42 protein-coding genes are annotated in these 23512 nt (G+C 51.4%); 36 read left to right on the forward strand and 6 right to left on the reverse strand.

The genetic code is table 11. The features are described 5' to 3' along the window. Positions 1-8: 8 nt before the first annotated feature. From rplD to arfA, 29 genes are all read left to right on the forward strand, one after another. On the forward strand, positions 9-614 hold the full coding sequence (rplD, locus tag ACERJC_RS16965) for a 50S ribosomal protein L4 (protein WP_000424395.1): 606 nt from the start codon (positions 9-11) through the stop codon (positions 612-614). After that, a complete protein-coding gene (gene rplW / locus ACERJC_RS16970; protein WP_000617546.1) occupies positions 611-913 on the forward strand; it encodes a 50S ribosomal protein L23 in 303 nt (100 codons plus the stop codon). The genes rplD and rplW overlap by 4 nt, the downstream gene beginning before the upstream one ends. A gap of 17 nt (positions 914-930) precedes the next feature. Next, a complete protein-coding gene (rplB, locus tag ACERJC_RS16975) occupies positions 931-1752 on the forward strand; it encodes a 50S ribosomal protein L2 (RefSeq protein ID WP_000301864.1) in 822 nt (273 codons plus the stop codon). Between the two features lie 16 nt (positions 1753-1768). Then, the gene (gene rpsS, locus ACERJC_RS16980) at positions 1769-2047 is read left to right on the forward strand and encodes a 30S ribosomal protein S19 (RefSeq protein WP_001138117.1); all 279 of its coding nucleotides are present in this window, start codon (positions 1769-1771) and stop codon (positions 2045-2047) included. Positions 2048-2061: 14 nt separating this feature from the next. Next, positions 2062-2394, forward strand: coding sequence for a 50S ribosomal protein L22 (gene rplV, locus ACERJC_RS16985; RefSeq protein WP_000447529.1), 333 nt, complete (start codon positions 2062-2064; stop codon positions 2392-2394). 17 nt (positions 2395-2411) lie between these two features. Beyond that, positions 2412-3113: a 30S ribosomal protein S3 gene (gene rpsC / locus ACERJC_RS16990; RefSeq protein ID WP_000529945.1), complete on the forward strand. Its 702-nt coding sequence runs from the start codon at positions 2412-2414 to the stop codon at positions 3111-3113. A gap of 12 nt (positions 3114-3125) precedes the next feature. Continuing rightward, a complete protein-coding gene (gene rplP / locus ACERJC_RS16995; protein ID WP_000941208.1) occupies positions 3126-3536 on the forward strand; it encodes a 50S ribosomal protein L16 in 411 nt (136 codons plus the stop codon). Continuing rightward, positions 3536-3727 (forward strand): 50S ribosomal protein L29, encoded by a 192-nt coding sequence (gene rpmC / locus ACERJC_RS17000; RefSeq protein ID WP_000644742.1) that lies wholly within the window; start codon positions 3536-3538, stop codon positions 3725-3727. The genes rplP and rpmC overlap by 1 nt, the downstream gene beginning before the upstream one ends. Next, positions 3727-3981: a 30S ribosomal protein S17 gene (rpsQ, locus tag ACERJC_RS17005; RefSeq protein ID WP_002438707.1), complete on the forward strand. Its 255-nt coding sequence runs from the start codon at positions 3727-3729 to the stop codon at positions 3979-3981. Before rpmC ends, rpsQ begins: the two co-directional genes overlap by 1 nt. 162 nt (positions 3982-4143) lie before the next feature. Further along, entirely contained in the window at positions 4144-4515 is a 372-nt protein-coding gene (gene rplN / locus ACERJC_RS17010) for a 50S ribosomal protein L14 (RefSeq protein WP_000613954.1), read from the forward strand. Positions 4516-4525: 10 nt separating this feature from the next. Then, entirely contained in the window at positions 4526-4840 is a 315-nt protein-coding gene (gene rplX, locus ACERJC_RS17015) for a 50S ribosomal protein L24 (RefSeq protein ID WP_035894981.1), read from the forward strand. Positions 4841-4854: 14 nt separating this feature from the next. Next, positions 4855-5394, forward strand: coding sequence for a 50S ribosomal protein L5 (gene rplE, locus ACERJC_RS17020; protein ID WP_001096206.1), 540 nt, complete (start codon positions 4855-4857; stop codon positions 5392-5394). 14 nt (positions 5395-5408) lie between these two features. Then, a complete protein-coding gene (gene rpsN, locus ACERJC_RS17025) occupies positions 5409-5714 on the forward strand; it encodes a 30S ribosomal protein S14 (RefSeq protein ID WP_001118929.1) in 306 nt (101 codons plus the stop codon). A 33-nt stretch (positions 5715-5747) separates the two neighbouring features. Continuing rightward, a complete protein-coding gene (gene rpsH, locus ACERJC_RS17030; protein ID WP_000062611.1) occupies positions 5748-6140 on the forward strand; it encodes a 30S ribosomal protein S8 in 393 nt (130 codons plus the stop codon). 12 nt (positions 6141-6152) lie between these two features. Next, entirely contained in the window at positions 6153-6686 is a 534-nt protein-coding gene (gene rplF, locus ACERJC_RS17035; RefSeq protein WP_012135817.1) for a 50S ribosomal protein L6, read from the forward strand. 9 nt (positions 6687-6695) lie between these two features. After that, positions 6696-7049 carry a 50S ribosomal protein L18 gene (gene rplR, locus ACERJC_RS17040; RefSeq protein ID WP_000358956.1) on the forward strand — a complete coding sequence of 118 codons (354 nt, stop codon included), beginning with the start codon at positions 6696-6698 and terminating at the stop codon, positions 7047-7049. 14 nt (positions 7050-7063) lie between these two features. Continuing rightward, a complete protein-coding gene (gene rpsE / locus ACERJC_RS17045) occupies positions 7064-7567 on the forward strand; it encodes a 30S ribosomal protein S5 (RefSeq protein ID WP_000940121.1) in 504 nt (167 codons plus the stop codon). A gap of 3 nt (positions 7568-7570) precedes the next feature. Further along, entirely contained in the window at positions 7571-7750 is a 180-nt protein-coding gene (gene rpmD / locus ACERJC_RS17050; RefSeq protein ID WP_001140434.1) for a 50S ribosomal protein L30, read from the forward strand. 3 nt (positions 7751-7753) lie between these two features. Beyond that, on the forward strand, positions 7754-8188 hold the full coding sequence (gene rplO, locus ACERJC_RS17055; RefSeq protein ID WP_001238917.1) for a 50S ribosomal protein L15: 435 nt from the start codon (positions 7754-7756) through the stop codon (positions 8186-8188). Positions 8189-8195: 7 nt separating this feature from the next. Beyond that, a complete protein-coding gene (gene secY, locus ACERJC_RS17060; protein WP_001118864.1) occupies positions 8196-9527 on the forward strand; it encodes a preprotein translocase subunit SecY in 1332 nt (443 codons plus the stop codon). Between the two features lie 31 nt (positions 9528-9558). Next, a complete protein-coding gene (rpmJ, locus tag ACERJC_RS17065; protein WP_000868187.1) occupies positions 9559-9675 on the forward strand; it encodes a 50S ribosomal protein L36 in 117 nt (38 codons plus the stop codon). Positions 9676-9821: 146 nt separating this feature from the next. Next, positions 9822-10178: a 30S ribosomal protein S13 gene (rpsM, locus tag ACERJC_RS17070; RefSeq protein ID WP_046490351.1), complete on the forward strand. Its 357-nt coding sequence runs from the start codon at positions 9822-9824 to the stop codon at positions 10176-10178. A 16-nt stretch (positions 10179-10194) separates the two neighbouring features. Next, positions 10195-10584 carry a 30S ribosomal protein S11 gene (gene rpsK, locus ACERJC_RS17075; RefSeq protein ID WP_001029684.1) on the forward strand — a complete coding sequence of 130 codons (390 nt, stop codon included), beginning with the start codon at positions 10195-10197 and terminating at the stop codon, positions 10582-10584. Between the two features lie 33 nt (positions 10585-10617). Beyond that, complete coding sequence (gene rpsD / locus ACERJC_RS17080; RefSeq protein ID WP_000135226.1) at positions 10618-11238, forward strand: 30S ribosomal protein S4; 621 nt, start codon at positions 10618-10620, stop codon at positions 11236-11238. Between the two features lie 25 nt (positions 11239-11263). Further along, complete coding sequence (locus tag ACERJC_RS17085; protein ID WP_001162094.1) at positions 11264-12253, forward strand: DNA-directed RNA polymerase subunit alpha; 990 nt, start codon at positions 11264-11266, stop codon at positions 12251-12253. 40 nt (positions 12254-12293) lie between these two features. Further along, a complete protein-coding gene (gene rplQ, locus ACERJC_RS17090) occupies positions 12294-12680 on the forward strand; it encodes a 50S ribosomal protein L17 (RefSeq protein ID WP_001216372.1) in 387 nt (128 codons plus the stop codon). Between the two features lie 107 nt (positions 12681-12787). Further along, positions 12788-13156, forward strand: coding sequence for a DnaJ family domain-containing protein (locus tag ACERJC_RS17095; RefSeq protein ID WP_373672118.1), 369 nt, complete (start codon positions 12788-12790; stop codon positions 13154-13156). Positions 13157-13166: 10 nt separating this feature from the next. Next, the gene (zntR, locus tag ACERJC_RS17100) at positions 13167-13592 is read left to right on the forward strand and encodes a Zn(2+)-responsive transcriptional regulator (protein WP_152400210.1); all 426 of its coding nucleotides are present in this window, start codon (positions 13167-13169) and stop codon (positions 13590-13592) included. A 55-nt stretch (positions 13593-13647) separates the two neighbouring features. Continuing rightward, entirely contained in the window at positions 13648-13866 is a 219-nt protein-coding gene (gene arfA / locus ACERJC_RS17105; RefSeq protein WP_152400208.1) for an alternative ribosome-rescue factor ArfA, read from the forward strand. On the opposite strand, the gene mscL is transcribed toward arfA, so the two are convergent. From mscL to def, 5 genes are all read right to left on the reverse strand, one after another. Continuing rightward, positions 13863-14273: a large-conductance mechanosensitive channel protein MscL gene (gene mscL / locus ACERJC_RS17110; protein ID WP_152400205.1), complete on the reverse strand. Its 411-nt coding sequence runs from the start codon at positions 14271-14273 to the stop codon at positions 13863-13865. The genes arfA and mscL overlap by 4 nt on opposite strands. Positions 14274-14414: 141 nt before the next feature. Continuing rightward, entirely contained in the window at positions 14415-15791 is a 1377-nt protein-coding gene (gene trkA / locus ACERJC_RS17115) for a Trk system potassium transporter TrkA (RefSeq protein WP_012908437.1), read from the reverse strand. 21 nt (positions 15792-15812) lie between these two features. After that, positions 15813-17102 carry a 16S rRNA (cytosine(967)-C(5))-methyltransferase RsmB gene (gene rsmB / locus ACERJC_RS17120; protein WP_152400203.1) on the reverse strand — a complete coding sequence of 430 codons (1290 nt, stop codon included), beginning with the start codon at positions 17100-17102 and terminating at the stop codon, positions 15813-15815. A 52-nt stretch (positions 17103-17154) separates the two neighbouring features. Beyond that, positions 17155-18102, reverse strand: coding sequence for a methionyl-tRNA formyltransferase (fmt, locus tag ACERJC_RS17125; protein ID WP_373672119.1), 948 nt, complete (start codon positions 18100-18102; stop codon positions 17155-17157). A 14-nt stretch (positions 18103-18116) separates the two neighbouring features. Beyond that, positions 18117-18626 (reverse strand): peptide deformylase, encoded by a 510-nt coding sequence (gene def / locus ACERJC_RS17130; RefSeq protein ID WP_042326273.1) that lies wholly within the window; start codon positions 18624-18626, stop codon positions 18117-18119. 129 nt (positions 18627-18755) lie between these two features. Here def and dprA point away from each other — a divergent pair, with 129 nt between their 5' ends. Genes dprA through ACERJC_RS17160 form a run of 6 tightly spaced genes read left to right on the forward strand, consistent with a single transcriptional unit; the run spans position 18756 to position 22548 of the window. Then, positions 18756-19880: a DNA-protecting protein DprA gene (gene dprA / locus ACERJC_RS17135; protein ID WP_373672120.1), complete on the forward strand. Its 1125-nt coding sequence runs from the start codon at positions 18756-18758 to the stop codon at positions 19878-19880. Continuing rightward, on the forward strand, positions 19852-20325 hold the full coding sequence (gene smg, locus ACERJC_RS17140; RefSeq protein WP_012908442.1) for a DUF494 family protein Smg: 474 nt from the start codon (positions 19852-19854) through the stop codon (positions 20323-20325). The genes dprA and smg overlap by 29 nt, the downstream gene beginning before the upstream one ends. A 26-nt stretch (positions 20326-20351) precedes the next feature. Next, complete coding sequence (locus ACERJC_RS17145; RefSeq protein WP_373672121.1) at positions 20352-20909, forward strand: DNA topoisomerase family protein; 558 nt, start codon at positions 20352-20354, stop codon at positions 20907-20909. Continuing rightward, positions 20899-21471: an L-threonylcarbamoyladenylate synthase type 1 TsaC gene (gene tsaC / locus ACERJC_RS17150; protein WP_178824673.1), complete on the forward strand. Its 573-nt coding sequence runs from the start codon at positions 20899-20901 to the stop codon at positions 21469-21471. Before ACERJC_RS17145 ends, tsaC begins: the two co-directional genes overlap by 11 nt. 4 nt (positions 21472-21475) lie before the next feature. Then, positions 21476-22294, forward strand: a complete 819-nt coding sequence (gene aroE / locus ACERJC_RS17155) for a shikimate dehydrogenase (RefSeq protein WP_373672130.1) — start codon at positions 21476-21478, stop codon at positions 22292-22294. Next, positions 22291-22548, forward strand: a complete 258-nt coding sequence (locus tag ACERJC_RS17160; RefSeq protein ID WP_152400193.1) for a DUF1488 family protein — start codon at positions 22291-22293, stop codon at positions 22546-22548. Before aroE ends, ACERJC_RS17160 begins: the two co-directional genes overlap by 4 nt. Here the strand turns inward: ACERJC_RS17160 and ACERJC_RS17165 are convergent. Continuing rightward, on the reverse strand, positions 22524-23078 hold the full coding sequence (locus ACERJC_RS17165; protein WP_373672122.1) for a gamma carbonic anhydrase family protein: 555 nt from the start codon (positions 23076-23078) through the stop codon (positions 22524-22526). The two genes, ACERJC_RS17160 and ACERJC_RS17165, sit on opposite strands and share 25 nt — an antisense overlap. A gap of 26 nt (positions 23079-23104) precedes the next feature. Between ACERJC_RS17165 and ACERJC_RS17170 the strand changes: the two genes are divergently transcribed. After that, positions 23105-23272 (forward strand): hypothetical protein, encoded by a 168-nt coding sequence (locus ACERJC_RS17170; RefSeq protein WP_373672123.1) that lies wholly within the window; start codon positions 23105-23107, stop codon positions 23270-23272. Positions 23273-23512: the final 240 nt, after the last annotated feature.

The raw sequence follows: 23512 nt of genomic DNA on the forward strand, positions 1-23512 counted from the left end.
GGATAGCAATGGAATTAGTATTGAAAGACGCGCAGAGCGCGCTGACTGTTTCCGAAACTACCTTCGGTCGTGATTTCAACGAAGCGCTGGTTCACCAGGTTGTTGTTGCTTATGCAGCTGGTGCTCGTCAGGGTACTCGTGCTCAGAAGACTCGTGCTGAAGTAACTGGTTCCGGCAAAAAGCCGTGGCGCCAGAAAGGTACCGGCCGTGCGCGTTCAGGTTCTATCAAGAGCCCGATCTGGCGTTCCGGTGGCGTGACCTTCGCTGCTCGCCCGCAGGACCACAGTCAAAAAGTTAACAAGAAGATGTACCGCGGCGCGCTGAAAAGCATTCTGTCCGAACTGGTACGTCAGGATCGTCTGATCGTTGTCGAGAAGTTCTCTGTTGAAGCGCCTAAAACTAAGCTGCTGGCACAGAAACTGAAAGACATGGCTCTGGAAGATGTGTTGATCATCACCGGTGAGCTGGACGAAAATCTGTTCCTCGCAGCACGTAACCTGCACAAGGTTGACGTTCGCGATGCAACGGGTATCGACCCGGTTAGCCTGATCGCCTTCGACAAAGTCGTAATGACTGCTGATGCTGTTAAGCAAGTTGAGGAGATGCTGGCATGATTCGTGAAGAACGTCTGCTGAAGGTGCTGCGTGCACCGCACGTTTCTGAAAAAGCGTCTACTGCGATGGAAAAAACTAACACCATCGTTCTCAAAGTTGCTAAAGACGCGACCAAAGCAGAGATCAAAGCTGCTGTGCAGAAACTGTTTGAAGTCGAAGTCGAAGTCGTTAACACCCTGGTAGTTAAAGGGAAAGTTAAACGTCACGGACAGCGTATCGGTCGTCGTAGCGACTGGAAAAAAGCTTACGTCACCCTGAAAGAAGGCCAGAATCTGGACTTCGTTGGCGGCGCTGAGTAAGTCGGAGGAGTAATACAATGGCAGTTGTTAAATGTAAACCGACATCTCCGGGTCGTCGCCACGTCGTTAAAGTGGTTAACCCTGAGCTGCACAAGGGCAAACCTTTTGCTCCGTTGCTGGAAAAAAACAGCAAATCCGGTGGTCGTAACAACAATGGCCGTATCACCACTCGTCATATCGGTGGTGGCCACAAGCAGGCGTACCGTATTGTTGACTTCAAACGCAACAAAGATGGTATCCCGGCAGTTGTTGAACGTCTTGAGTACGATCCGAACCGTTCCGCGAACATCGCGCTGGTTCTGTACAAAGACGGTGAGCGCCGTTACATCCTGGCCCCTAAAGGCCTGAAAGCTGGCGACCAGATCCAATCTGGCGTTGATGCTGCAATCAAACCAGGCAACACCCTGCCGATGCGCAATATCCCGGTTGGTTCTACCGTTCATAACGTAGAAATGAAACCAGGAAAAGGCGGTCAGCTGGCACGTTCCGCTGGTACTTACGTTCAGATCGTTGCTCGTGATGGTGCTTATGTCACCCTGCGTCTGCGTTCTGGTGAAATGCGTAAAGTCGAAGCAGACTGCCGTGCAACTCTGGGCGAAGTTGGCAATGCTGAGCATATGCTGCGCGTTCTGGGTAAAGCAGGTGCTGCACGCTGGCGTGGTGTTCGTCCGACCGTTCGCGGTACCGCGATGAACCCAGTCGACCACCCACATGGTGGTGGTGAAGGTCGTAACTTTGGTAAGCACCCGGTAACTCCGTGGGGCGTTCAGACCAAAGGTAAGAAGACCCGCAGCAACAAGCGTACTGATAAATTCATCGTACGTCGCCGTAGCAAATAATTTTAGAGGATAAGCCATGCCACGTTCTCTCAAGAAAGGTCCTTTTATTGACCTGCACTTGCTGAAGAAGGTAGAGAAAGCGGTGGAAAGCGGAGACAAGAAGCCCCTGCGCACTTGGTCCCGTCGTTCAACGATCTTTCCTAACATGATCGGTTTGACCATCGCTGTCCATAATGGTCGTCAGCACGTTCCAGTATTCGTAACCGATGAAATGGTCGGTCACAAACTGGGTGAATTCGCACCGACTCGTACTTATCGCGGCCACGCTGCTGATAAAAAAGCGAAGAAGAAATAAGGTAGGAGGAAGAGATGGAAACTATCGCTAAACATCGCCATGCTCGTTCTTCTGCTCAGAAGGTTCGCCTTGTTGCTGACCTGATTCGCGGTAAGAAAGTGTCGCAGGCTCTGGATATTCTGACCTACACCAATAAGAAAGCGGCTGTACTGGTCAAGAAGGTACTGGAATCTGCCATTGCTAACGCTGAACACAACGATGGCGCTGACATTGACGATCTGAAAGTTACGAAAATTTTCGTAGACGAAGGCCCGAGCATGAAGCGCATTATGCCGCGTGCAAAAGGTCGTGCAGATCGCATCCTGAAGCGCACCAGCCACATTACTGTGGTTGTGTCCGATCGCTGAGACTCTGGAGACTAGCAATGGGTCAGAAAGTACATCCTAATGGTATTCGCCTGGGTATTGTAAAACCATGGAACTCTACCTGGTTTGCGAACACCAAAGAATTCGCTGACAACCTGGACAGCGATTTTAAAGTACGTCAGTACCTGACTAAGGAACTGGCTAAAGCGTCTGTATCTCGTATCGTTATCGAGCGTCCGGCTAAGAGCATCCGTGTGACTATTCACACTGCTCGTCCGGGCATCGTTATCGGTAAGAAAGGCGAAGACGTAGAAAAACTGCGTAAGGTCGTAGCGGATATCGCTGGCGTTCCTGCACAGATCAATATCGCCGAAGTTCGTAAGCCTGAACTGGACGCAAAACTGGTTGCTGACAGCATCACTTCACAGCTGGAACGTCGCGTTATGTTCCGTCGTGCGATGAAGCGTGCTGTACAGAACGCAATGCGTCTGGGCGCTAAAGGGATTAAAGTTGAAGTTAGCGGCCGTCTGGGCGGCGCGGAAATCGCACGTACCGAATGGTACCGCGAAGGTCGCGTACCGCTGCACACTCTGCGTGCTGACATCGACTACAACACCTCTGAAGCGCACACCACTTACGGTGTAATCGGCGTTAAGGTATGGATCTTCAAAGGCGAGATCCTGGGTGGTATGGCTGCTGTTGAACAACCGGAAAAACCGGCTGCTCAACCTAAAAAGCAGCAGCGTAAAGGCCGTAAATAAGGAGCGTCGCTGATGTTACAACCAAAGCGTACAAAATTCCGTAAAATGCACAAAGGCCGTAACCGCGGTCTGGCTGCTGGCGCGGATGTTAGCTTCGGCAGCTTCGGTCTGAAAGCTGTTGGCCGTGGTCGTCTGACTGCCCGTCAGATCGAAGCAGCACGTCGTGCTATGACCCGTGCAGTTAAGCGTCAAGGTAAGATCTGGATCCGCGTATTCCCGGACAAACCGATCACTGAAAAGCCGCTGGCAGTGCGTATGGGTAAAGGTAAAGGTAACGTGGAGTATTGGGTTGCCTTGATTCAGCCGGGTAAAGTCCTGTATGAAATGGACGGCGTACCGGAAGAGCTGGCCCGTGAAGCATTCAAGCTGGCAGCAGCGAAACTGCCGATTAAAACCACTTTTGTAACTAAGACGGTGATGTAATGAAAGCAAAAGAGCTGCGTGAGAAGAGTGTTGAAGAGCTGAACACCGAGCTGCTGAACCTGCTGCGTGAGCAGTTCAACCTGCGTATGCAGGCTGCAAGTGGCCAGCTGCAACAGTCTCACCTGTTGAAGCAAGTGCGTCGTGATGTCGCACGCGTTAAGACTTTACTGACTGAGAAGGCGGGTGCGTAATGACCGATAAAATCCGTACTCTGCAAGGTCGCGTTGTTAGCGACAAAATGGAGAAATCCATTGTTGTTGCTATCGAACGTTTTGTGAAACACCCGATCTACGGTAAATTCATTAAGCGTACGACCAAACTGCACGTACATGACGAGAACAACGAATGCGGTATCGGCGACAAGGTTGAAATCCGTGAATGCCGTCCGCTGTCCAAGACTAAGTCCTGGACGCTGGTTCGCGTTGTAGAGAAAGCGGTTCTGTAATACAGTACGCGTTCTCAACGAATAAACGGCTCAGCGATGGGCCGTTTATTTTTTCTACCCATATCCTGAGAGCGGTGTTATAATGCCGCGCCCTAGATATGGGGCTTTTTTAACGACCTGATTTCGGGTCTCAGTAGTAGTTGACATTAGCGGAGCACTAAAATGATCCAAGAACAGACTATGCTGAACGTCGCCGACAACTCCGGTGCACGTCGCGTAATGTGTATCAAGGTTCTGGGTGGCTCGCACCGTCGCTACGCAGGCGTAGGCGACATCATCAAGATCACCATCAAAGAAGCAATTCCGCGTGGTAAGGTCAAAAAAGGTGATGTGCTGAAGGCGGTAGTGGTGCGCACCAAGAAGGGTGTTCGTCGCCCGGACGGTTCTGTCATTCGCTTCGATGGTAATGCATGCGTTATTTTAAACAATAACAGCGAGCAACCTATCGGTACGCGTATTTTTGGGCCGGTAACTCGTGAACTTCGTAATGAGAAGTTCATGAAAATTATCTCTCTGGCACCAGAAGTACTCTAAGGAGCGAATCATGGCAGCGAAAATCCGTCGTGATGACGAAGTTATCGTGTTAACCGGTAAAGATAAAGGTAAACGCGGTAAAGTTAAGAATGTCTTGTCTTCCGGCAAGGTCATCGTTGAAGGTATCAACCTGGTTAAGAAACACCAGAAGCCGGTTCCGGCTCTGAACCAACCAGGCGGCATTGTAGAGAAAGAAGCAGCTATTCAGATCTCTAACATTGCACTCTTCAATGCGGCAACCGGCAAGGCTGACCGTGTAGGCTTTAGATTCGAAGACGGCAAAAAAGTCCGTTTCTTCAAGTCTAACAGCGAAACTATCAAGTAATTTGGAGTAGTACGATGGCGAAACTGCATGATTACTACAAAGACGAAGTAGTTAATAAACTCATGACTGAGTTTAACTACAATTCTGTCATGCAAGTCCCTCGGGTCGAGAAGATCACCCTGAACATGGGTGTTGGTGAAGCGATCGCTGACAAGAAACTGCTGGATAACGCAGCAGCTGACCTGACAGCAATCTCCGGTCAAAAACCGTTGATCACCAAAGCACGCAAATCTGTTGCAGGCTTCAAAATCCGTCAGGGCTATCCGATCGGCTGTAAAGTAACTCTGCGTGGCGAACGCATGTGGGAGTTCTTTGAGCGCCTGATCACTATTGCTGTACCGCGTATCCGTGACTTCCGTGGCTTGTCCGCTAAGTCATTCGATGGTCGTGGTAACTACAGCATGGGTGTCCGTGAGCAGATCATCTTCCCAGAAATCGACTACGATAAAGTCGACCGCGTTCGTGGTTTGGATATTACCATTACCACTACTGCGAAATCTGACGAAGAAGGCCGTGCTCTGCTGGCTGCCTTTGACTTCCCGTTCCGCAAGTAAGGTAGGGTTACTGAATGGCTAAGCAATCAATGAAAGCACGCGAAGTAAAACGCGTAGCTTTAGCTGATAAATACTTCGCGAAACGCGCTGAACTGAAAGCGATCATCTCTGATGTGAACGCTTCCGACGAAGATCGTTGGAACGCTGTTCTTAAGCTGCAGTCTCTGCCGCGTGATTCCAGCCCGTCTCGTCAGCGTAACCGCTGCCGTCAAACAGGTCGTCCACATGGTTATGTGGGCAAGTTCGGGTTGAGCCGTATCAAGTTACGTGAAGCCGCAATGCGCGGTGAAGTACCAGGCTTGAAAAAGGCTAGCTGGTAATTGTCACCAATTGAATCACGGGAGTAAAGACAGATGAGCATGCAAGATCCGATCGCGGATATGCTGACCCGTATCCGTAACGGTCAGGCCGCGAACAAAGCTGCGGTCACCATGCCTTCCTCCAAGCTGAAAGTGGCAATTGCCAACGTGCTGAAGGAAGAAGGTTTTATTGAAGATTTTAAAGTTGAAGGCGACACCAAGCCGGAACTGGAACTGACTCTTAAGTATTTCCAGGGTAAAGCTGTTGTAGAAAGCATTCAGCGTGTCAGTCGCCCAGGTCTGCGCATCTACAAACGTAAAGATGAGCTGCCGAAAGTTATGGCGGGTCTGGGTATCGCGGTTGTTTCTACCTCTAAAGGTGTTATGACTGATCGTGCAGCGCGCCAGGCTGGTCTTGGTGGCGAAATTATCTGCTACGTAGCCTAATCGGAGGAAAAAATGTCTCGTGTTGCTAAAGCACCGGTCGTTGTTCCTGCCGGCGTTGATGTAAAAATCAACGGTCAGGTTATTACGATCAAAGGTAAAAACGGCGAGCTGACTCGTACTCTCAACGATGCTGTTGAAGTTAAACATGCAGATAATGCACTGACCTTCGGTCCGCGTGATGGTTACGTAGACGGTTGGGCTCAGGCTGGTACCGCGCGTGCCCTGCTGAACTCAATGGTTATCGGTGTTACCGAAGGCTTCACTAAGAAGCTGCAGCTGGTTGGTGTAGGTTATCGTGCAGCGGTTAAAGGGAACGTAGTAAACCTGTCTTTAGGTTTCTCGCATCCAGTTGACCATCAACTGCCGGCAGGGATTACTGCAGAATGTCCGACTCAAACTGAAATCGTGCTGAAAGGCGCTGATAAGCAGGTAATCGGCCAGGTTGCAGCAGATCTGCGTGCCTACCGTCGTCCTGAGCCTTACAAAGGCAAGGGTGTTCGTTACGCCGACGAAGTCGTGCGTACCAAAGAGGCTAAGAAGAAGTAAGGTAACACTATGGATAAGAAATCTGCTCGTATCCGTCGTGCGACCCGCGCACGCCGCAAGCTCAAAGAGCTGGGCGCAACTCGCCTGGTGGTACATCGTACCCCGCGTCATATTTACGCACAGGTAATTGCACCGAACGGTTCTGAAGTTCTGGTAGCTGCTTCTACTGTAGAAAAAGCTATCGCTGAACAACTGAAGTACACCGGTAACAAAGACGCGGCTGCAGCTGTGGGTAAAGCTGTCGCTGAACGCGCTCTGGAAAAAGGCATCAAAGATGTGTCCTTTGACCGTTCCGGGTTCCAATATCATGGTCGTGTCCAGGCACTGGCAGATGCTGCCCGTGAAGCTGGCCTTCAGTTCTAAGGTAGAGGTGTAAGATGGCTCACATCGAAAAACAAGCTGGCGAACTGCAGGAAAAGCTGATCGCGGTAAACCGCGTATCTAAAACCGTAAAAGGTGGTCGTATTTTCTCCTTCACAGCTCTGACTGTAGTAGGCGATGGTAACGGTCGCGTTGGTTTTGGTTACGGTAAAGCGCGTGAAGTTCCAGCAGCGATCCAGAAAGCGATGGAAAAAGCCCGTCGCAATATGATTAACGTCGCGCTGAACAACGGCACCCTGCAACACCCGGTTAAAGGTGTTCACACGGGGTCTCGTGTATTCATGCAGCCAGCTTCCGAAGGTACCGGTATCATCGCCGGTGGTGCAATGCGCGCCGTTCTGGAAGTTGCTGGGGTTCATAACGTTCTGGCTAAAGCATATGGTTCCACCAACCCGATCAACGTGGTTCGTGCAACTATTGATGGCCTGGAAAATATGAATTCTCCAGAAATGGTCGCTGCCAAGCGTGGTAAATCCGTTGAAGAAATTCTGGGGAAATAAACCATGGCAAAGACTATTAAAATTACTCAAACCCGCAGTGCAATCGGTCGTCTGCCGAAACACAAGGCAACGCTGCTTGGCCTGGGTCTGCGTCGTATTGGTCACACCGTAGAGCGCGAGGATACTCCTGCTGTTCGTGGTATGGTCAACGCGGTTTCCTTCATGGTTAAAGTTGAGGAGTAAGAGATGCGTTTAAATACTCTGTCTCCGGCCGAAGGCTCCAAAAAGGCGGGTAAACGCCTGGGTCGTGGTATCGGTTCTGGCCTCGGTAAAACCGGTGGTCGTGGTCACAAAGGTCAGAAGTCTCGTTCTGGCGGTGGCGTACGTCGCGGTTTCGAGGGCGGCCAGATGCCTCTGTATCGTCGTCTGCCGAAATTCGGCTTCACTTCTCGTAAAGCAGCGATTACAGCCGAAGTTCGTCTGTCTGACCTGGCTAAAGTAGAAGGCGGTGTTGTAGACCTGAACACGCTGAAAGCGGCTAACATTATCGGTATCCAGATCGAGTTCGCGAAAGTGATCCTGGCTGGTGAAGTCACTACTCCGGTAACTGTTCGTGGTCTGCGTGTTACTAAAGGCGCTCGTGCTGCTATCGAAGCTGCTGGCGGTAAAATCGAGGAATAAGTAGCAGATGGCTAAACAACCGGGATTAGATTTTCAAAGTGCCAAAGGTGGCTTAGGCGAGCTGAAACGCAGACTGCTGTTTGTTATCGGTGCGCTTATTGTGTTCCGTATTGGCTCTTTCATTCCGATCCCTGGTATTGATGCCGCTGTCCTTGCCAAACTGCTTGAGCAACAGCGAGGCACCATCATTGAAATGTTTAACATGTTCTCTGGTGGTGCTCTCAGCCGTGCTTCTATCTTTGCCCTGGGTATTATGCCGTACATTTCGGCATCAATTATTATCCAGCTGCTGACGGTGGTTCACCCAACGTTAGCGGAAATCAAGAAAGAAGGGGAGTCTGGTCGTCGTAAGATCAGCCAGTACACCCGCTACGGTACTCTGGTGCTGGCAATATTCCAGTCGATCGGTATTGCTACCGGTCTGCCGAATATGCCTGGTATGCAAGGTCTGGTTATGAACCCAGGCTTTGCATTCTATTTCACCGCTGTTGTTAGTCTGGTCACAGGGACGATGTTCCTGATGTGGTTGGGCGAACAGATTACTGAACGTGGTATCGGTAACGGTATCTCGATCATTATCTTCGCCGGTATTGTCGCGGGACTCCCGCCAGCCATTGCCCATACTATCGAGCAAGCGCGTCAAGGCGACCTGCACTTCCTCGTGTTGCTGTTGGTTGCAGTATTAGTATTTGCAGTGACGTTCTTTGTTGTATTTGTTGAGCGTGGTCAACGCCGCATTGTGGTAAACTACGCGAAACGTCAGCAGGGTCGTCGTGTCTATGCTGCACAGAGCACACATTTACCGCTGAAAGTGAATATGGCGGGGGTAATCCCGGCAATCTTCGCTTCCAGTATTATTCTGTTCCCGGCAACCATCGCGTCATGGTTCGGGGGCGGTACTGGTTGGAACTGGCTGACAACAATTTCGCTGTATTTGCAGCCTGGGCAACCGCTTTATGTGTTACTCTATGCGTCTGCAATCATCTTCTTCTGTTTCTTCTACACGGCGTTGGTCTTCAACCCGCGTGAAACAGCAGATAACCTGAAGAAGTCCGGTGCATTTGTACCAGGGATTCGTCCGGGAGAGCAAACGGCGAAGTATATCGATAAAGTAATGACCCGCCTGACTTTGGTTGGTGCGCTCTACATTACCTTTATCTGCCTGATCCCGGAGTTCATGCGCGATGCAATGAAAGTACCGTTCTACTTCGGTGGGACCTCACTGCTTATCGTTGTTGTCGTGATTATGGACTTTATGGCTCAAGTGCAAACTCTGATGATGTCTAGTCAGTACGAGTCTGCATTGAAGAAGGCGAACCTGAAAGGCTACGGCCGATAATTGGTCGCCCGAGAAGTTACGGAGAGTAAAAATGAAAGTTCGTGCTTCCGTCAAGAAATTATGCCGTAACTGCAAAATCGTTAAGCGTGATGGTGTCATCCGTGTGATTTGCAGTGCCGAGCCGAAGCATAAACAGCGCCAAGGCTGATTTATTCGCATATTTTTCTTGCAAAGTTGGGTTGAGCTGGCTAGATTAGCCAGCCAATCTTTTGTATGTCTGTACGTTTCCATTTGAGTATCCTGAAAACGGGCTTTTCAGCATGGTGCGTACATATTAAATAGTAGGAGTGCATAGTGGCCCGTATAGCAGGCATTAACATTCCTGATCAAAAACATGCTGTGATCGCGTTAACGTCGATCTACGGCATCGGTAAGACCCGTTCTAAAGCCATTCTGGCTTCAGCGGGTATCGCTGAAAATGTTAAGATCAGTGAGCTGTCTGAAGGACAAATCGACACGCTGCGTGACGAAGTTGCCAAATTTGTCGTTGAAGGTGATCTGCGCCGTGAAATCAGCATGAGCATCAAGCGCCTGATGGATCTTGGTTGCTATCGCGGTTTGCGTCATCGTCGTGGTCTGCCAGTGCGCGGTCAGCGTACTAAGACCAACGCACGTACCCGTAAGGGTCCGCGCAAACCGATCAAGAAATAATCGGGGTGATTGAATAATGGCAAAGGCACCAATTCGTGCACGTAAACGTGTAAGAAAACAAGTCTCTGACGGCGTGGCTCATATCCATGCTTCTTTCAACAACACCATCGTGACTATCACTGATCGTCAGGGTAACGCGCTGGGTTGGGCAACAGCCGGTGGTTCCGGTTTCCGTGGTTCTCGCAAATCTACTCCGTTCGCAGCTCAGGTTGCAGCAGAGCGTTGCGCTGACGCCGTAAAAGAATACGGTATCAAGAATCTGGAAGTTATGGTTAAAGGTCCGGGTCCAGGCCGCGAATCTACTATTCGTGCTCTGAACGCCGCTGGTTTCCGCATCACTAATATTACTGATGTGACTCCGATCCCTCATAACGGTTGTCGTCCGCCGAAAAAACGCCGCGTATAACGCTTCGTTTTCCAGGTTTGTTGGAGAAAGAAAATGGCAAGATATTTGGGTCCTAAGCTCAAGCTGAGCCGTCGTGAGGGCACCGACTTATTCCTTAAGTCTGGCGTTCGCGCGATCGATACCAAGTGTAAAATTGAACAAGCTCCTGGCCAGCACGGTGCGCGTAAACCGCGTCTGTCTGACTATGGTGTGCAGTTGCGTGAAAAGCAAAAAGTTCGCCGTATCTACGGTGTGCTGGAGCGTCAGTTCCGTAACTACTACAAAGAAGCAGCACGTCTGAAAGGCAACACCGGTGAAAACCTGTTGGCTCTGCTGGAAGGTCGTCTGGACAACGTTGTATACCGTATGGGCTTCGGCGCCACTCGTGCAGAAGCACGTCAGCTGGTTAGTCATAAAGCGATTATGGTAAACGGTCGTGTTGTTAACATCGCTTCTTATCAGGTTAGTCCGAATGACGTTGTTAGCATTCGTGAGAAAGCGAAGAAGCAGTCTCGCGTGAAAGCCGCTCTGGAGCTGGCTGAGCAGCGTGAAAAGCCAACCTGGCTGGAAGTTGATGCTGGCAAGATGGAAGGTACGTACAAGCGTAAGCCTGAGCGTTCTGATCTGTCTGCGGACATTAACGAACACCTGATCGTCGAGCTTTACTCCAAGTAAAGCTTAGTACCAAAGAGAGGACACAATGCAGGGTTCTGTGACAGAGTTTCTAAAACCGCGCCTGGTAGATATCGAGCAAGTGAGTTCGACGCACGCCAAGGTGACCCTTGAGCCTTTAGAGCGTGGCTTCGGCCATACTCTGGGTAACGCACTGCGCCGTATTCTGCTCTCATCGATGCCGGGTTGCGCGGTGACCGAGGTTGAGATTGATGGTGTACTACATGAGTACAGCACCAAAGAAGGCGTTCAGGAAGATATCCTGGAAATCCTGCTCAACCTGAAAGGGCTGGCGGTGAGAGTTCAGGGTAAAGATGAAGTTATTCTTACCTTGAATAAATCTGGCATTGGCCCTGTGACTGCAGCCGACATTACCCATGATGGGGATGTCGAAATCGTCAAGCCGCAGCACGTGATCTGCCACCTGACCGATGAGAACGCGTCTATTAGCATGCGTATCAAAGTTCAGCGCGGTCGTGGTTATGTGCCGGCTTCTACCCGAATTCATTCGGAAGAAGATGAGCGCCCAATCGGCCGTCTGCTGGTCGACGCATGCTACAGCCCTGTAGAGCGTATTGCCTACAATGTTGAAGCAGCGCGTGTAGAACAGCGTACCGACCTGGACAAGCTGGTCATCGAAATGGAAACCAACGGCACAATCGATCCTGAAGAGGCGATTCGTCGTGCGGCGACCATTCTGGCTGAACAACTGGAAGCTTTCGTTGACTTACGTGATGTACGTCAGCCGGAAGTGAAAGAAGAGAAACCAGAATTCGATCCGATCCTGCTGCGCCCTGTTGACGATCTGGAATTGACTGTCCGCTCTGCTAACTGCCTTAAAGCAGAAGCTATCCACTATATCGGTGATCTGGTACAGCGTACTGAGGTTGAGCTTCTTAAGACGCCTAACCTTGGTAAAAAATCTCTTACTGAGATTAAAGACGTGCTGGCTTCCCGTGGACTGTCTCTGGGCATGCGCCTGGAAAACTGGCCACCGGCAAGCATCGCTGACGAGTAACCGGATCACAGGTTAAGGTTTTACTGAGAAGGATAAGGTCATGCGCCATCGTAAGAGTGGTCGTCAACTGAACCGCAACAGCAGCCATCGCCAGGCTATGTTCCGCAACATGGCAGGTTCACTGGTTCGTCATGAAATCATCAAGACGACCCTGCCTAAAGCGAAAGAGCTGCGTCGCGTAGTTGAGCCGCTGATTACTCTTGCCAAGACTGATAGCGTAGCTAATCGTCGTCTGGCATTCGCCCGCACTCGTGATAACGAGATCGTGGCAAAACTGTTTAACGAGCTGGGCCCGCGTTTTGCGAGCCGCGCCGGTGGTTACACTCGCATTCTGAAGTGTGGCTTCCGTGCAGGCGACAACGCGCCGATGGCTTACATCGAGCTGGTTGATCGCTCTGAGTCGAAAGCAGAAGCTGCTGCAGAGTAATCTGTAGTAACGTAAAGAAACCCGCTCCGGCGGGTTTTTTTATATCCGCAGTACCCCCACTTATCTACAATATCTGTACTCTTTTTGTTCATCCCCTGGAGTCTTCTATGTGGTTACTGGATCAGTGGGCAGAGCGCCATATCACTGATGCACAGAGAAAAGGTGAATTCGAGAATCTTCATGGTACTGGCGAGCGGCTGGTTCTGGATGATGATTCACATGTGCCTGTTGAGCTGCGGGCTGGTTATCGCTTACTGAAAAATGCCGGCTGTCTGCCGTCCGAGCTGGAGCAGCGAAAAGAAGCCATCCAGTTACTGGATCTGCTGAAAGGCCTTAGGCAGGATGATCCTCAGTATCAGGAAGTGAGTCGGCGTTTGTCACTTCTGGAACTGAAGCTGCGGCAGGCTGGCCTAAGCACTGAATTTTTACGCGGTGAGTACGCAGATAAATTGCTGCATAAGATTAATGATAATTAAGGACATGGGCATGTATCGCATTGGTGAGTTAGCAAAGCTGGCGGAAGTAACCCCTGATACGATCCGCTATTATGAAAAGCAGCAGATGATGGAACATGAGGTGCGCACGGAAGGGGGATTCCGGTTATATACGGAAAAGGATCTTCAGCGGCTTAAGTTCATCCGCTATGCCCGGCAGCTCGGATTTACCCTTGAGTCGATCCGTGAGTTATTGTCGATCCGCATTGATCCCGAACATCATACCTGTCAGGAGTCAAAAGGGATCGTGCAGGACAGACTGAAAGAAGTCGAAGCGCGTATTGCCGAACTGCAAAGTATGCAGCGTTCATTACAGCGTCTGAATGATGCCTGCTGCGGTACTGCGCACAGCAGCGTGTACTGCTCAATCCTTGAAGCCCTGGAGCAGGGTGCCAGTGGAGTGAAGTCGGGCTGTTGATTTATCAGACTGGTGGGACTACACTCCCGCCGTTAAACCACAAACTGGAGCTATTATGAGTCGTTATCAGCATACGAAAGGGCAGATAAAAGACAATGCCATCGAGGCATTATTACATGACCCGCTATTCAGACAGCGTGTTGAAAAGAACAGGAAAGGCAAAGGGAGTTATTTACGCAAAGGGAAACACGGTAATCGGGGTAACTGGGAGGCCAGTGGCAAGAAAGTGAATCACTTTTTTACCACTGGCCTTCTGCTTTCTGTGGTCTGTTAAGAACGACTATTCTGTTCTTTAAGCAGGTCACGGATCTCAGTGAGCAAGACTTCCTCTTTCGTTGGCGCAGGTGCAGCAGCCGGTTCTTCTTTCTTACGATTGAGTTTGTTAATGAGCTTAATTGCCATGAAAATAGCAAATGCCACAATCACAAAGTCGAAAATGTTCTGAATAAACACACCATAATGCATCACAACGGCAGGAATATCTCCCTGTGCATCGCGCAGCGTCACGGCAAACTGTTTAAAGTCGATCCCGCCAATTAGCAAACCCAGCGGCGGCATAATGATATCGGCAACCAGTGACGATACAATTTTACCGAATGCCGCACCGATAATGACACCCACCGCCAAATCGACAACATTCCCGCGCATCGCAAATTCGCGAAACTCTTTAATAATGCTCATTATATTCTCCCTATGCAGCTGACGTTAATAAGTTTAACAAATGTTAAGGCATTTTCCATTTAAGTATTCAGATTAATAGTGCTAATTAAGCCTTGATAACTCAGGGGATTTAAAAGGGTGCGAATAATGCACCCTTCAAAGTTAAAGGAAGAAAGGACTTGGCTGGAATAAGCGTTCGACGTCGGTAATAAACTTTTTATCCGTCAGGAACATAATGACGTGATCGCCTTGTTCGATGCGTAAGTTATCATTGGCAATCATCACATCGTTACCACGCACTACGGCACCAATAATCGTACCCGGCGGCAGCTTGATCTCGTCTATAACCCGACCCACAACGCGCGAAGTACTTTCATCGCCGTGAGCGACGGCTTCAATAGCTTCCGCGACACCACGACGCAATGAAGAGACACCAACGATATCTGCTTTTCGCACATGGCTGAGGAGAGCGGAGATTGTCGCCTGCTGAGGAGAGATCGCAATATCAATGACGCTACCCTGGACGAGGTCGACATACGCGCGACGTTGAATCAGGACCATTACCTTCTTCGCCCCCATTCGCTTGGCCAACATTGCTGACATAATGTTAGCTTCATCGTCGTTGGTGACGGCAATGAACAGATCGACCTGATCGATATGTTCTTCAGCCAGCAACTCCTGATCCGAGGCGTCGCCAAAGAAGACGATCGTATTCTGCAGTTTTTCAGCCAGTTCGGCAGCGCGCTGTTGATCGCGTTCGATCAATTTCACGCTGTAATCTTTCTCAAGACGACGCGCCAGACCGGCCCCTATGTTACCGCCGCCAACCAGCATGATGCGCTTGTAAGGTTTTTCGAGACGTTGCAACTCGCTCATCACCGCACGAATGTGTTGGGAGGCGGCAATAAAGAAGACTTCGTCACCCGCTTCCACAATGGTGGAGCCCTGCGGGCGAATCGGTCTGTCATGACGGAAAATCGCCGCAACGCGGGTATCGATATGCGGCATATGTTCCCGCATCGTTGAGAGTGCGTTGCCGATCAGTGGGCCACCATAATAGGCTTTTACCACTGCCAGGCTCACTTTACCTTCCGCAAAGTTGACGACCTGTAACGCGCCTGGATACTCGATCAGTCGATAAATACTGTCGATGACGAGCTGCTCGGGCGCGATCAGATGATCGATAGGTACGGCTTCCGAGTGGAACAGTTTGTCCGCATCACGAACATAATCAGGGGAGCGGATACGGGCGATTCGGTTTGGCGTGTTGAACAGCGAATAGGCCACCTGGCAGGCAACCATATTCGTTTCATCGGAGCTGGTCACGGCAACCAGCATATCCGCATCATCCGCACCGGCTTCGCGCAACACGCGTGGGTGTGAACCATGCCCCTGAACGACACGCAGATCGAACTTGTCCTGCAGGCTGCGCAGACGTTCACCGTTGGTATCGACCACAGTGATGTCGTTGTTCTCGCCGACCAGGTTCTCTGCCAGCGTTCCCCCCACTTGTCCTGCGCCCAGAATGATTATTTTCATCAGTCGCGACCCGTTATCCCATCACTTTTTGATTAGCTTAGCGTAAAAGAAGCCGTCACCGTCTTCTGCACCCGGCAGATTTTGTAGACCCGGCGCTTCAGGCGTTCCTGTCTCGCTAAGCGTGGCGTCCGTCGTACGCTGTAAGAAGGCGCGAACCTGCTGGCTGTTCTCTTCCGGCAACACTGAACAAGTGGCATACACCAGCGTGCCGCCAGATTTCAAATGCGGCCAGACGGCATCGAGAATTTCAGCCTGTAGCTTTGCCAGTTCTGCAATATCGCGATCGCGGCGTAGCCATTTGATATCGGGATGGCGACGGATAACCCCGGTTGCGGAACAGGGCGCATCTAACAGTATGCGATCAAACTGCTGCTCACCACACCACTGAGCAGGATAACGCCCGTCACCCTGTTTGACCGTTGCTTTCATCCCGAGACGTTTCAGGTTGTCATAAACGCGGGAGAGTCGTTGTTCATCCACATCGACTGCCAGCACGTCTGCTTCGGGGGCGGCTTCGAGGATGTGGGTAGTTTTACCGCCTGGCGCTGCACACAGATCTAAAATGTGCTCGCCGTTTTGCGGCGCAAGGAAGGCGACGCACCCCTGAGCGGAGGCATCCTGAACGGTGACCCATCCTTCATCGAATCCCGGTAGCGCATGAACCGGTGCCGGCGTTTCCAGGCGTACGGCATCGGGATAGTCAGGATGGGGGAAACCTTTCATCCCGGCGTCTTCGAGCAGTGCCAGCCAGCTGTCGCGCGAATGGTGTATGCGATTCACGCGTAACCACATCGGTGGCCGTTGATTGTTGGCATCGACAATGGCTTCCCATTGAGTGGGATACGCTTTTTGCAGGCGTTTCAGCATCCAGGAAGGATGCAGAAAACGCGCCTCGCTGTTGGCGAATTCTGCCAGCAGTTCTTCTTGTTGACGCTGAAACTGGCGCAGGACACCGTTTATCAGCCCTTTAAGCTGCGGGCGCTTTATCGCTACTGCACCTTCGACCGTCTCCGCCAGCGCAGCATGGGGAGGAATACGGGTATGCAGTAATTGATAGAATCCCACCATAATCAGGTAGTGCACGGTACGCTGTTTTCCCGTCATCGGACGGGACATCAGTTTGTTGATCAACCAGTCGAGTTGCGACAACGTACGCAGAACCCCAAAACAGAGTTCTTGTAATAGTGCTTTGTCTTTATCGGAGACTTTTTGTTGTAGCGGCGGCAGGACATTGCTCAGTGAATGCCCTTGCTCGACGACCTGTTCAACGGCCTGCGCCGCCATACTGCGTAAGTTAAGTTTCTTATTCATAACCGCAAAAATAAAAAGGCCCGGCAACACCGGGCGTAATCAGAAGTGACCGTCAGGCCAGACGGTTGCCAGGAATGAACCATTCCCGACGTGAATTTAGCAGATCCTGGGCGCTCATCGCTTTTTTCCCGGCGGGTTGTAATGAGAGCAAGTTCAGGATCCCGTTGCCAGTCGCGACCTGAATGCCTTGTTTTGTGGCTTCAAGGATGGTACCGGGCTCTTCCTTCGTCGGCGAGTCTATCACGGATGCCTGCCAGACTTTTACCGGCTGGCCATCAATTTCCAGCCAGCTCATTGGCCAGGGATTGAATGCGCGGATGCAGCGTTCCAGTTGTGCCGCAGAAAGTGACCAGTCGATGCGCGCTTCTTCTTTACTGAGCTTCTCAGCATGGGTAACCTGCGCTTCGTCCTGTACTTCCGGATTTGCACGACCTTCCGCTAGCTGCTTCAGCGTTTCAATCAGACCCTGTGGGCCCAGATCCGCCAGTTTGTCGTACAGCGTGCCGCTGGTGTCCTGCGCGGTGATGGGGCAGGCGAGTTTGTAGAGCATATCGCCTGTATCCAGACCGACGTCCATCTGCATAATGGTAACCCCCGTTTCAGCATCGCCCGCCCAGAGCGAACGTTGAATGGGGGCCGCGCCACGCCAGCGCGGCAGCAGGGAACCATGCACGTTAATGCAGCCGAGTCGCGGCATCTCCAGCACGGCTTTCGGTAGAATCAGGCCATACGCTACGACGACCATCACGTCTGCGTTCAGGTCAGAAACCAGATGCTGGTTTTCCTGTGGGCGCAAGGAGACAGGTTGGAAAACCGGAATGCCTTTTTCTTCCGCCAGGACTTTCACCGGGCTCGGCATCAGTTTTTTACCCCGCCCCGCCGGACGGTCCGGTTGGGTAAACACGCCGACGACGTGATGTCCAGAAGACAACAGCGCGTCAAGATGACGCGCTGCAAAGTCAGGTGTACCCGCGAAAATAATACGTAGTGAGTCTGACACGTTGATTCTTGTCCTTAAGCTCGTGCGTTCAGGCGGTCGAGTTTCTCAACTTTCTGACGAATACGTTGCTGTTTCAGCGGCGACAAATAATCGATAAACAGTTTACCGACCAGGTGATCCATTTCGTGCTGAATACAGATAGCCAGCAGGCCGTCGGCTTCCAGCTCAAACGGTTTACCCTCACGATCGAGTGCGCGAACTTTCACTTTCTCGGCACGTGGCACTAAAGCACGTTGTTCCGGAATAGACAGGCAACCTTCTTCAATACCGGTTTCGCCTTCTTTTTCCAGCAGTTCCGGGTTAATTAGCACCAGGCGTTCGTCGCGGTTTTCTGACACGTCAATGACGATAATTCGCTGATGAATATCAACCTGCGTTGCCGCGAGGCCAATACCTTCTTCTGCGTACATCGTCTCGAACATATCATCGACGATACGCTGAATTTCTGCATTCACTTCTTCTACCGGTTTTGCGACTTTGCGAAGACGCTCGTCCGGAATATGTAACACTTGCAAAACTGACATAGTTATCCAGAGTTGTGTTCAGGAGTTGGAAAGATTATTACCTCTATTCTAGACAAATCCCCCTCTGATTGACAGCATCAGTGACCAATCGCAAAGATTGCTAAGACTGCTTGTGGCAGGGGGATAAGGATGACCCGTACCGAAATTTGGCTACGTTTAATGGGCGTGAGCGAGTTGTTCGGCGATGAGATGGTGCGCGTCGCTCACGGGCTGATAGCACAACCGCATATTGATACCGCTGTCCTGCGGCGTATGGGCTTTTCTCCCTCCCAGGCCACTCGCTTTATTACCTTTTCGCAAAACGAACTGGAAAAGACCTTTCGCTGGCTTGAGCCACCGCATCACCACTTATTACTGGCAGACAGTGAAGATTATCCCGCTCAGCTTCGTGCCATTGAAGATTACCCCGGCGCGCTTTTGGTCTCCGGCTCCTCGCAATGCCTCCATGATTTTCAACTCGCCGTGGTGGGAAGCCGAACCCCGTCCTGGTATGGCGAACGGTGGGGACGGTTGTTCTGTGAGAAGCTTGCGGGCTGGGAAATCACCATTACCAGCGGTTTGGCACGTGGTATTGATGGCATCGCCCATCGGGCAGCGATCCAGTCGAAGGGGAAAAGCATTGCCGTATTAGGAAATGGTCTGCAGTCCATCTATCCCCGCCGGCATGCCGGGATGGCCGAGGCTTTACTGGAAACGGGAGGTGCGCTGGTGTCCGAATTTCCGCTACTGATGCCTCCTTTACCGCGTAATTTTCCCCGCCGAAACCGTATTATCAGTGGTCTGAGTAAAGGCGTTCTGGTGGTTGAAGCGGCCTTACGCAGCGGCTCGTTGGTTACTGCACGCTGTGCGCTGGAACAAGGGCGAGAGGTGTTCGCCGTACCCGGGCCTCTCGGCAGTCCCGGAAGTGAAGGGCCGCACTGGCTGGTACAGCAGGGAGCCACACTTGTGACGGCTCCAGAGGAAATCATGGAAAATTTGCAGTATGGCTTGCATTGGCTGCCAGATGAGCCTGAAAAATCACTTTATTCACCAGATCAGGAAGACGCAGCATTGCCATTTCCCGAGCTCCTGGCTAACGTAGGAGATGAGGTAACACCTGTTGACGTCGTCGCTGAACGTGCCGGCCAACCTGTGCCAGAAGTAGTGGCTCAGCTACTCGAACTGGAGTTAGCAGGATGGATCGCAGCTGTACCCGGCGGCTATGTCCGATTGAGGAGGGCATGCCATGTTCGACGTACTAATGTATTTGTTTGAGACATATATCCACAATGAAGCTGAATTACGTGTGGATCAGGACAAACTTGAACGGGATCTTACCGACGCTGGTTTTGATCGTGAAGACATCTACAATGCGCTCCTGTGGCTGGAAAAGCTTGCTGATTATCAGGAAGGACTTGCCGAACCGATGCAGCTTGCCTCCGATCCTCTCTCTGTGCGTATTTATACCCCAGAAGAGTGTGACCGACTGGATGCCAGTTGCCGGGGATTCCTGTTATTCCTTGAACAGATCCAGGTGCTAAACCTCGAAACGCGAGAAATGGTGATTGAACGTGTGCTCGCGCTGGATACTGCAGAATTCGACCTGGAAGACCTGAAGTGGGTCATCCTGATGGTTTTGTTCAACATTCCGGGTTGTGAAAATGCATATCAGCAAATGGAAGAATTACTCTTTGAAGTGAATGAAGGTATGCTGCATTAATCAACCTTAATTCAGCATGAGTTGTTATGGCTAAATCAGCACTGTTTTCGGTGCGTAAGAATGAGCCTTGCCCACAGTGCGGGGCTGAACTGGTGATTCGCTCCGGGAAACATGGTCCGTTTCTTGGCTGCTCGCGCTATCCGGAATGTGACTACATCCGTCCGTTGAAATCCTCAGCGGACGGACATATCGTCAAAGTTCTGGAGGGAAAGCATTGTCCTGTCTGCGGTGGTGAACTGGTGTTGCGCCAGGGGCGTTTTGGCATGTTTATCGGCTGCAGCAACTATCCTGAATGTGAGCATACCGAGCTCATTGATAAGCCCGATGAAACCGCAATTACCTGCCCACAATGCCAGACGGGCCATCTGGTCCAGCGGCGTTCCCGTTATGGCAAGACCTTCCACTCCTGCGATCGCTATCCGGAGTGCCAGTTTGTCATTAACTTTAAGCCGCTAGCCGGAGAGTGCCCAGAGTGCCATTATCCGCTACTCATCGAAAAGAAAACCGCGCAGGGTGTGAAGCACTTTTGCGCCAGTAAACAATGTGGAAAGCCGGTTTCGGCGGAACAAACAAGTGAAGAATAACCTGCTAACCGACCCTGTCGCAGACGCGATAGAGGTACTGAATAAAGAAAATGTCATCGCCTATCCAACAGAAGCCGTCTTTGGCGTCGGGTGCGATCCCGATAGCGAAGTGGCCGTTAATCGCCTGTTGGCCTTAAAACAGCGTCCGGTCGATAAAGGGTTAATTTTGATCGCCGCCAGTTTTGAGCAGTTCAAACCGTATGTTGATGACAGTATGCTGACCAATGCCCAGCGTGATGCCGTGTTTGCGCGTTGGCCAGGTCCGGTGACTTTTGTTTTCCCCGCGCTGCCGACAACACCTCGCTGGTTAACGGGACGCTTTGATTCACTGGCCGTGCGCGTGACGGATCATCCGCTGGTGGTCGCCTTGTGCCAGGCTTATGGCAAACCGTTGGTTTCAACCAGCGCCAACCTGAGTGGATTACCCCCTTGTCGTACGGTAGAGGAGGTCCACGCTCAGTTTGGTACCGACTTTCCGGTGGTGCCAGGAGAAACCGGCGGCCGCTTGAATCCTTCGGAAATTCGTGATGCCCTGACGGGCGAGCTGTTTCGACAGGGGTAAGATGATGGAAACCTATGCTGTTTTTGGTAATCCAATCGCGCACAGCAAATCGCCGTTTATTCATCAGCAATTTGCGCAGCAGCTGCATATTGCGCATCCGTATGGCCGTGTGCTGGCGCCTGTAAATGATTTTATTAATACCCTAAACGCGTTCTTTGCCGATGGCGGTAAAGGGGTGAACGTCACGGTGCCGTTTAAAGAAGAGGCGTTTGCCCGCGCCGATGAACTCACGGAGCGTGCTGCGCTGGCTGGTGCGGTGAATACTATCAAGCGGCTCGAAGATGGTCGTTTGCTTGGCGATAATACGGACGGCATCGGTCTGTTAAGCGATCTCGAACGCCTGTCATTTATCCTGCCGGGGCAGCGTATCCTGCTGATTGGTGCGGGTGGGGCTTCGCGTGGCGTACTGTTACCGCTGCTTTCTATGGATTGCGGGGTGACTATCGTCAACCGGACTGCATCCCGAGCGGAAGAACTGGCGCAAGTTTTTGCGCATACGGGCAGCGTGCAGTCGTTGGATCTTAATGAGCTGGAAGGGCATGAATTTGATCTGATCATCAATGCCACCTCCAGCGGTATCAGCGGTGAGATCCCGGCGATCCCGGCATCGCTTATTCGTCCGTCTGTATGTTGTTACGACATGTTCTATCAAAAGGGCAATACGCCGTTTCTCTCCTGGTGTGAACGCCAGGGGGCGAAACGTTATGCCGATGGTCTGGGGATGCTGGTGGGGCAAGCGGCCCATGCCGTTCTGCTCTGGCACGGCGTGTTGCCGGAAATTGAACCGGTGATTGCGCGGCTCAAACAGGAGTTGTCCGCATGAACCAGGCTATCCACTTCCCTGACAGGGAAGAGTGGAACATGCAGAAAGAAGCGGTCTGCTTTCCCGTGCTGGTTAATGGTATGCAGTTAATGTGCGCAATTAAGGGAGAAACGCTGGCGAATCGCTTTGGTGGTGAGACGGCGGAACAATGGCTGATCCGCTTTTGCGAACATCGCTGGGATCTGGAAGAAGAAGCAGAAGCGCTGATCCAGTCCCAGCAAGAAGACGATCACGGTTGGGTCTGGTTATCCTGAGCGAGATACTCGTCTTTCCATTTCACATAGTTTTTGGCGGAGTATTGCAGCCCCGCTTTTTCCTCCTCGGTTAGCGGCCGGATCTGTTTGACCGGACTCCCCAAATAGAGATAGCCGCTCTCCAGACGCTTGTTTTGTGGCACCAGGCTTCCCGCCCCGATCATGACGTCATCTTCTATCACCGCACCATCCAGCAGAATCGATCCCATACCGACCAGGACGCGGTTGCCGATGATGCAGCCATGCAGCATCACTTTATGCCCGACCGTCACATCTTCCCCCACAATGAGCGGATTGCCCTCAGGGTTAGAGGCGGATTTGTGCGTGACGTGCAGTACGCTACCATCCTGAATATTCGTACGCGCACTGATCGCAACGTAATTTACATCGCCACGGATCGCGACAAGCGGCCAGATCCCCACATCGTCCGCCAGGCGAACGTCGCCAATGATCACGCTGCTGCTGTCGAGCATCACACGTTGGCCTGTCTGTGGGAAAAGATCCTTATAAGGACGTAATACGTCAGACATGTTTACCTCAAGGAAAGAGAACAGTAATGATGACTTTGGTTGCATTTCTGGCCTTGCGCAAGTGCTTTAGCTATCAAAAATCCGCCACATTGCGCATGAATGGAGCGAAAGGGATGAAAAAGCAGCAAACGAAAAAAAAGATCGAAAAAAGGCTTGTGCAAAAAAATGGGATCCCTATAATGCGCCTCCGTTGAGACGACAAAGTGAAACACTTCACAAGATGGTCGTCACAACGAAGAGAAAAATCCTGAAAATCAGGGTTGACTCTGAAAGAGGAAAGCGTAACATACGCCACCTCGCGACAGAACGCTAAAGCGCGTCGCAACTGCTCTTTAACAATTTATCAGACAATCTGTGTGGGCACTCAAAGTGACATGGATTCTTAATGTCTTCGGACACTAAATGAATACCAAGTCTCAAAGAGTGAACACGTA

This window comes from Citrobacter telavivensis, from assembly GCF_041807075.1.
Classification (GTDB): Bacteria; Pseudomonadota; Gammaproteobacteria; order Enterobacterales; family Enterobacteriaceae; genus Citrobacter_A; species Citrobacter_A telavivensis.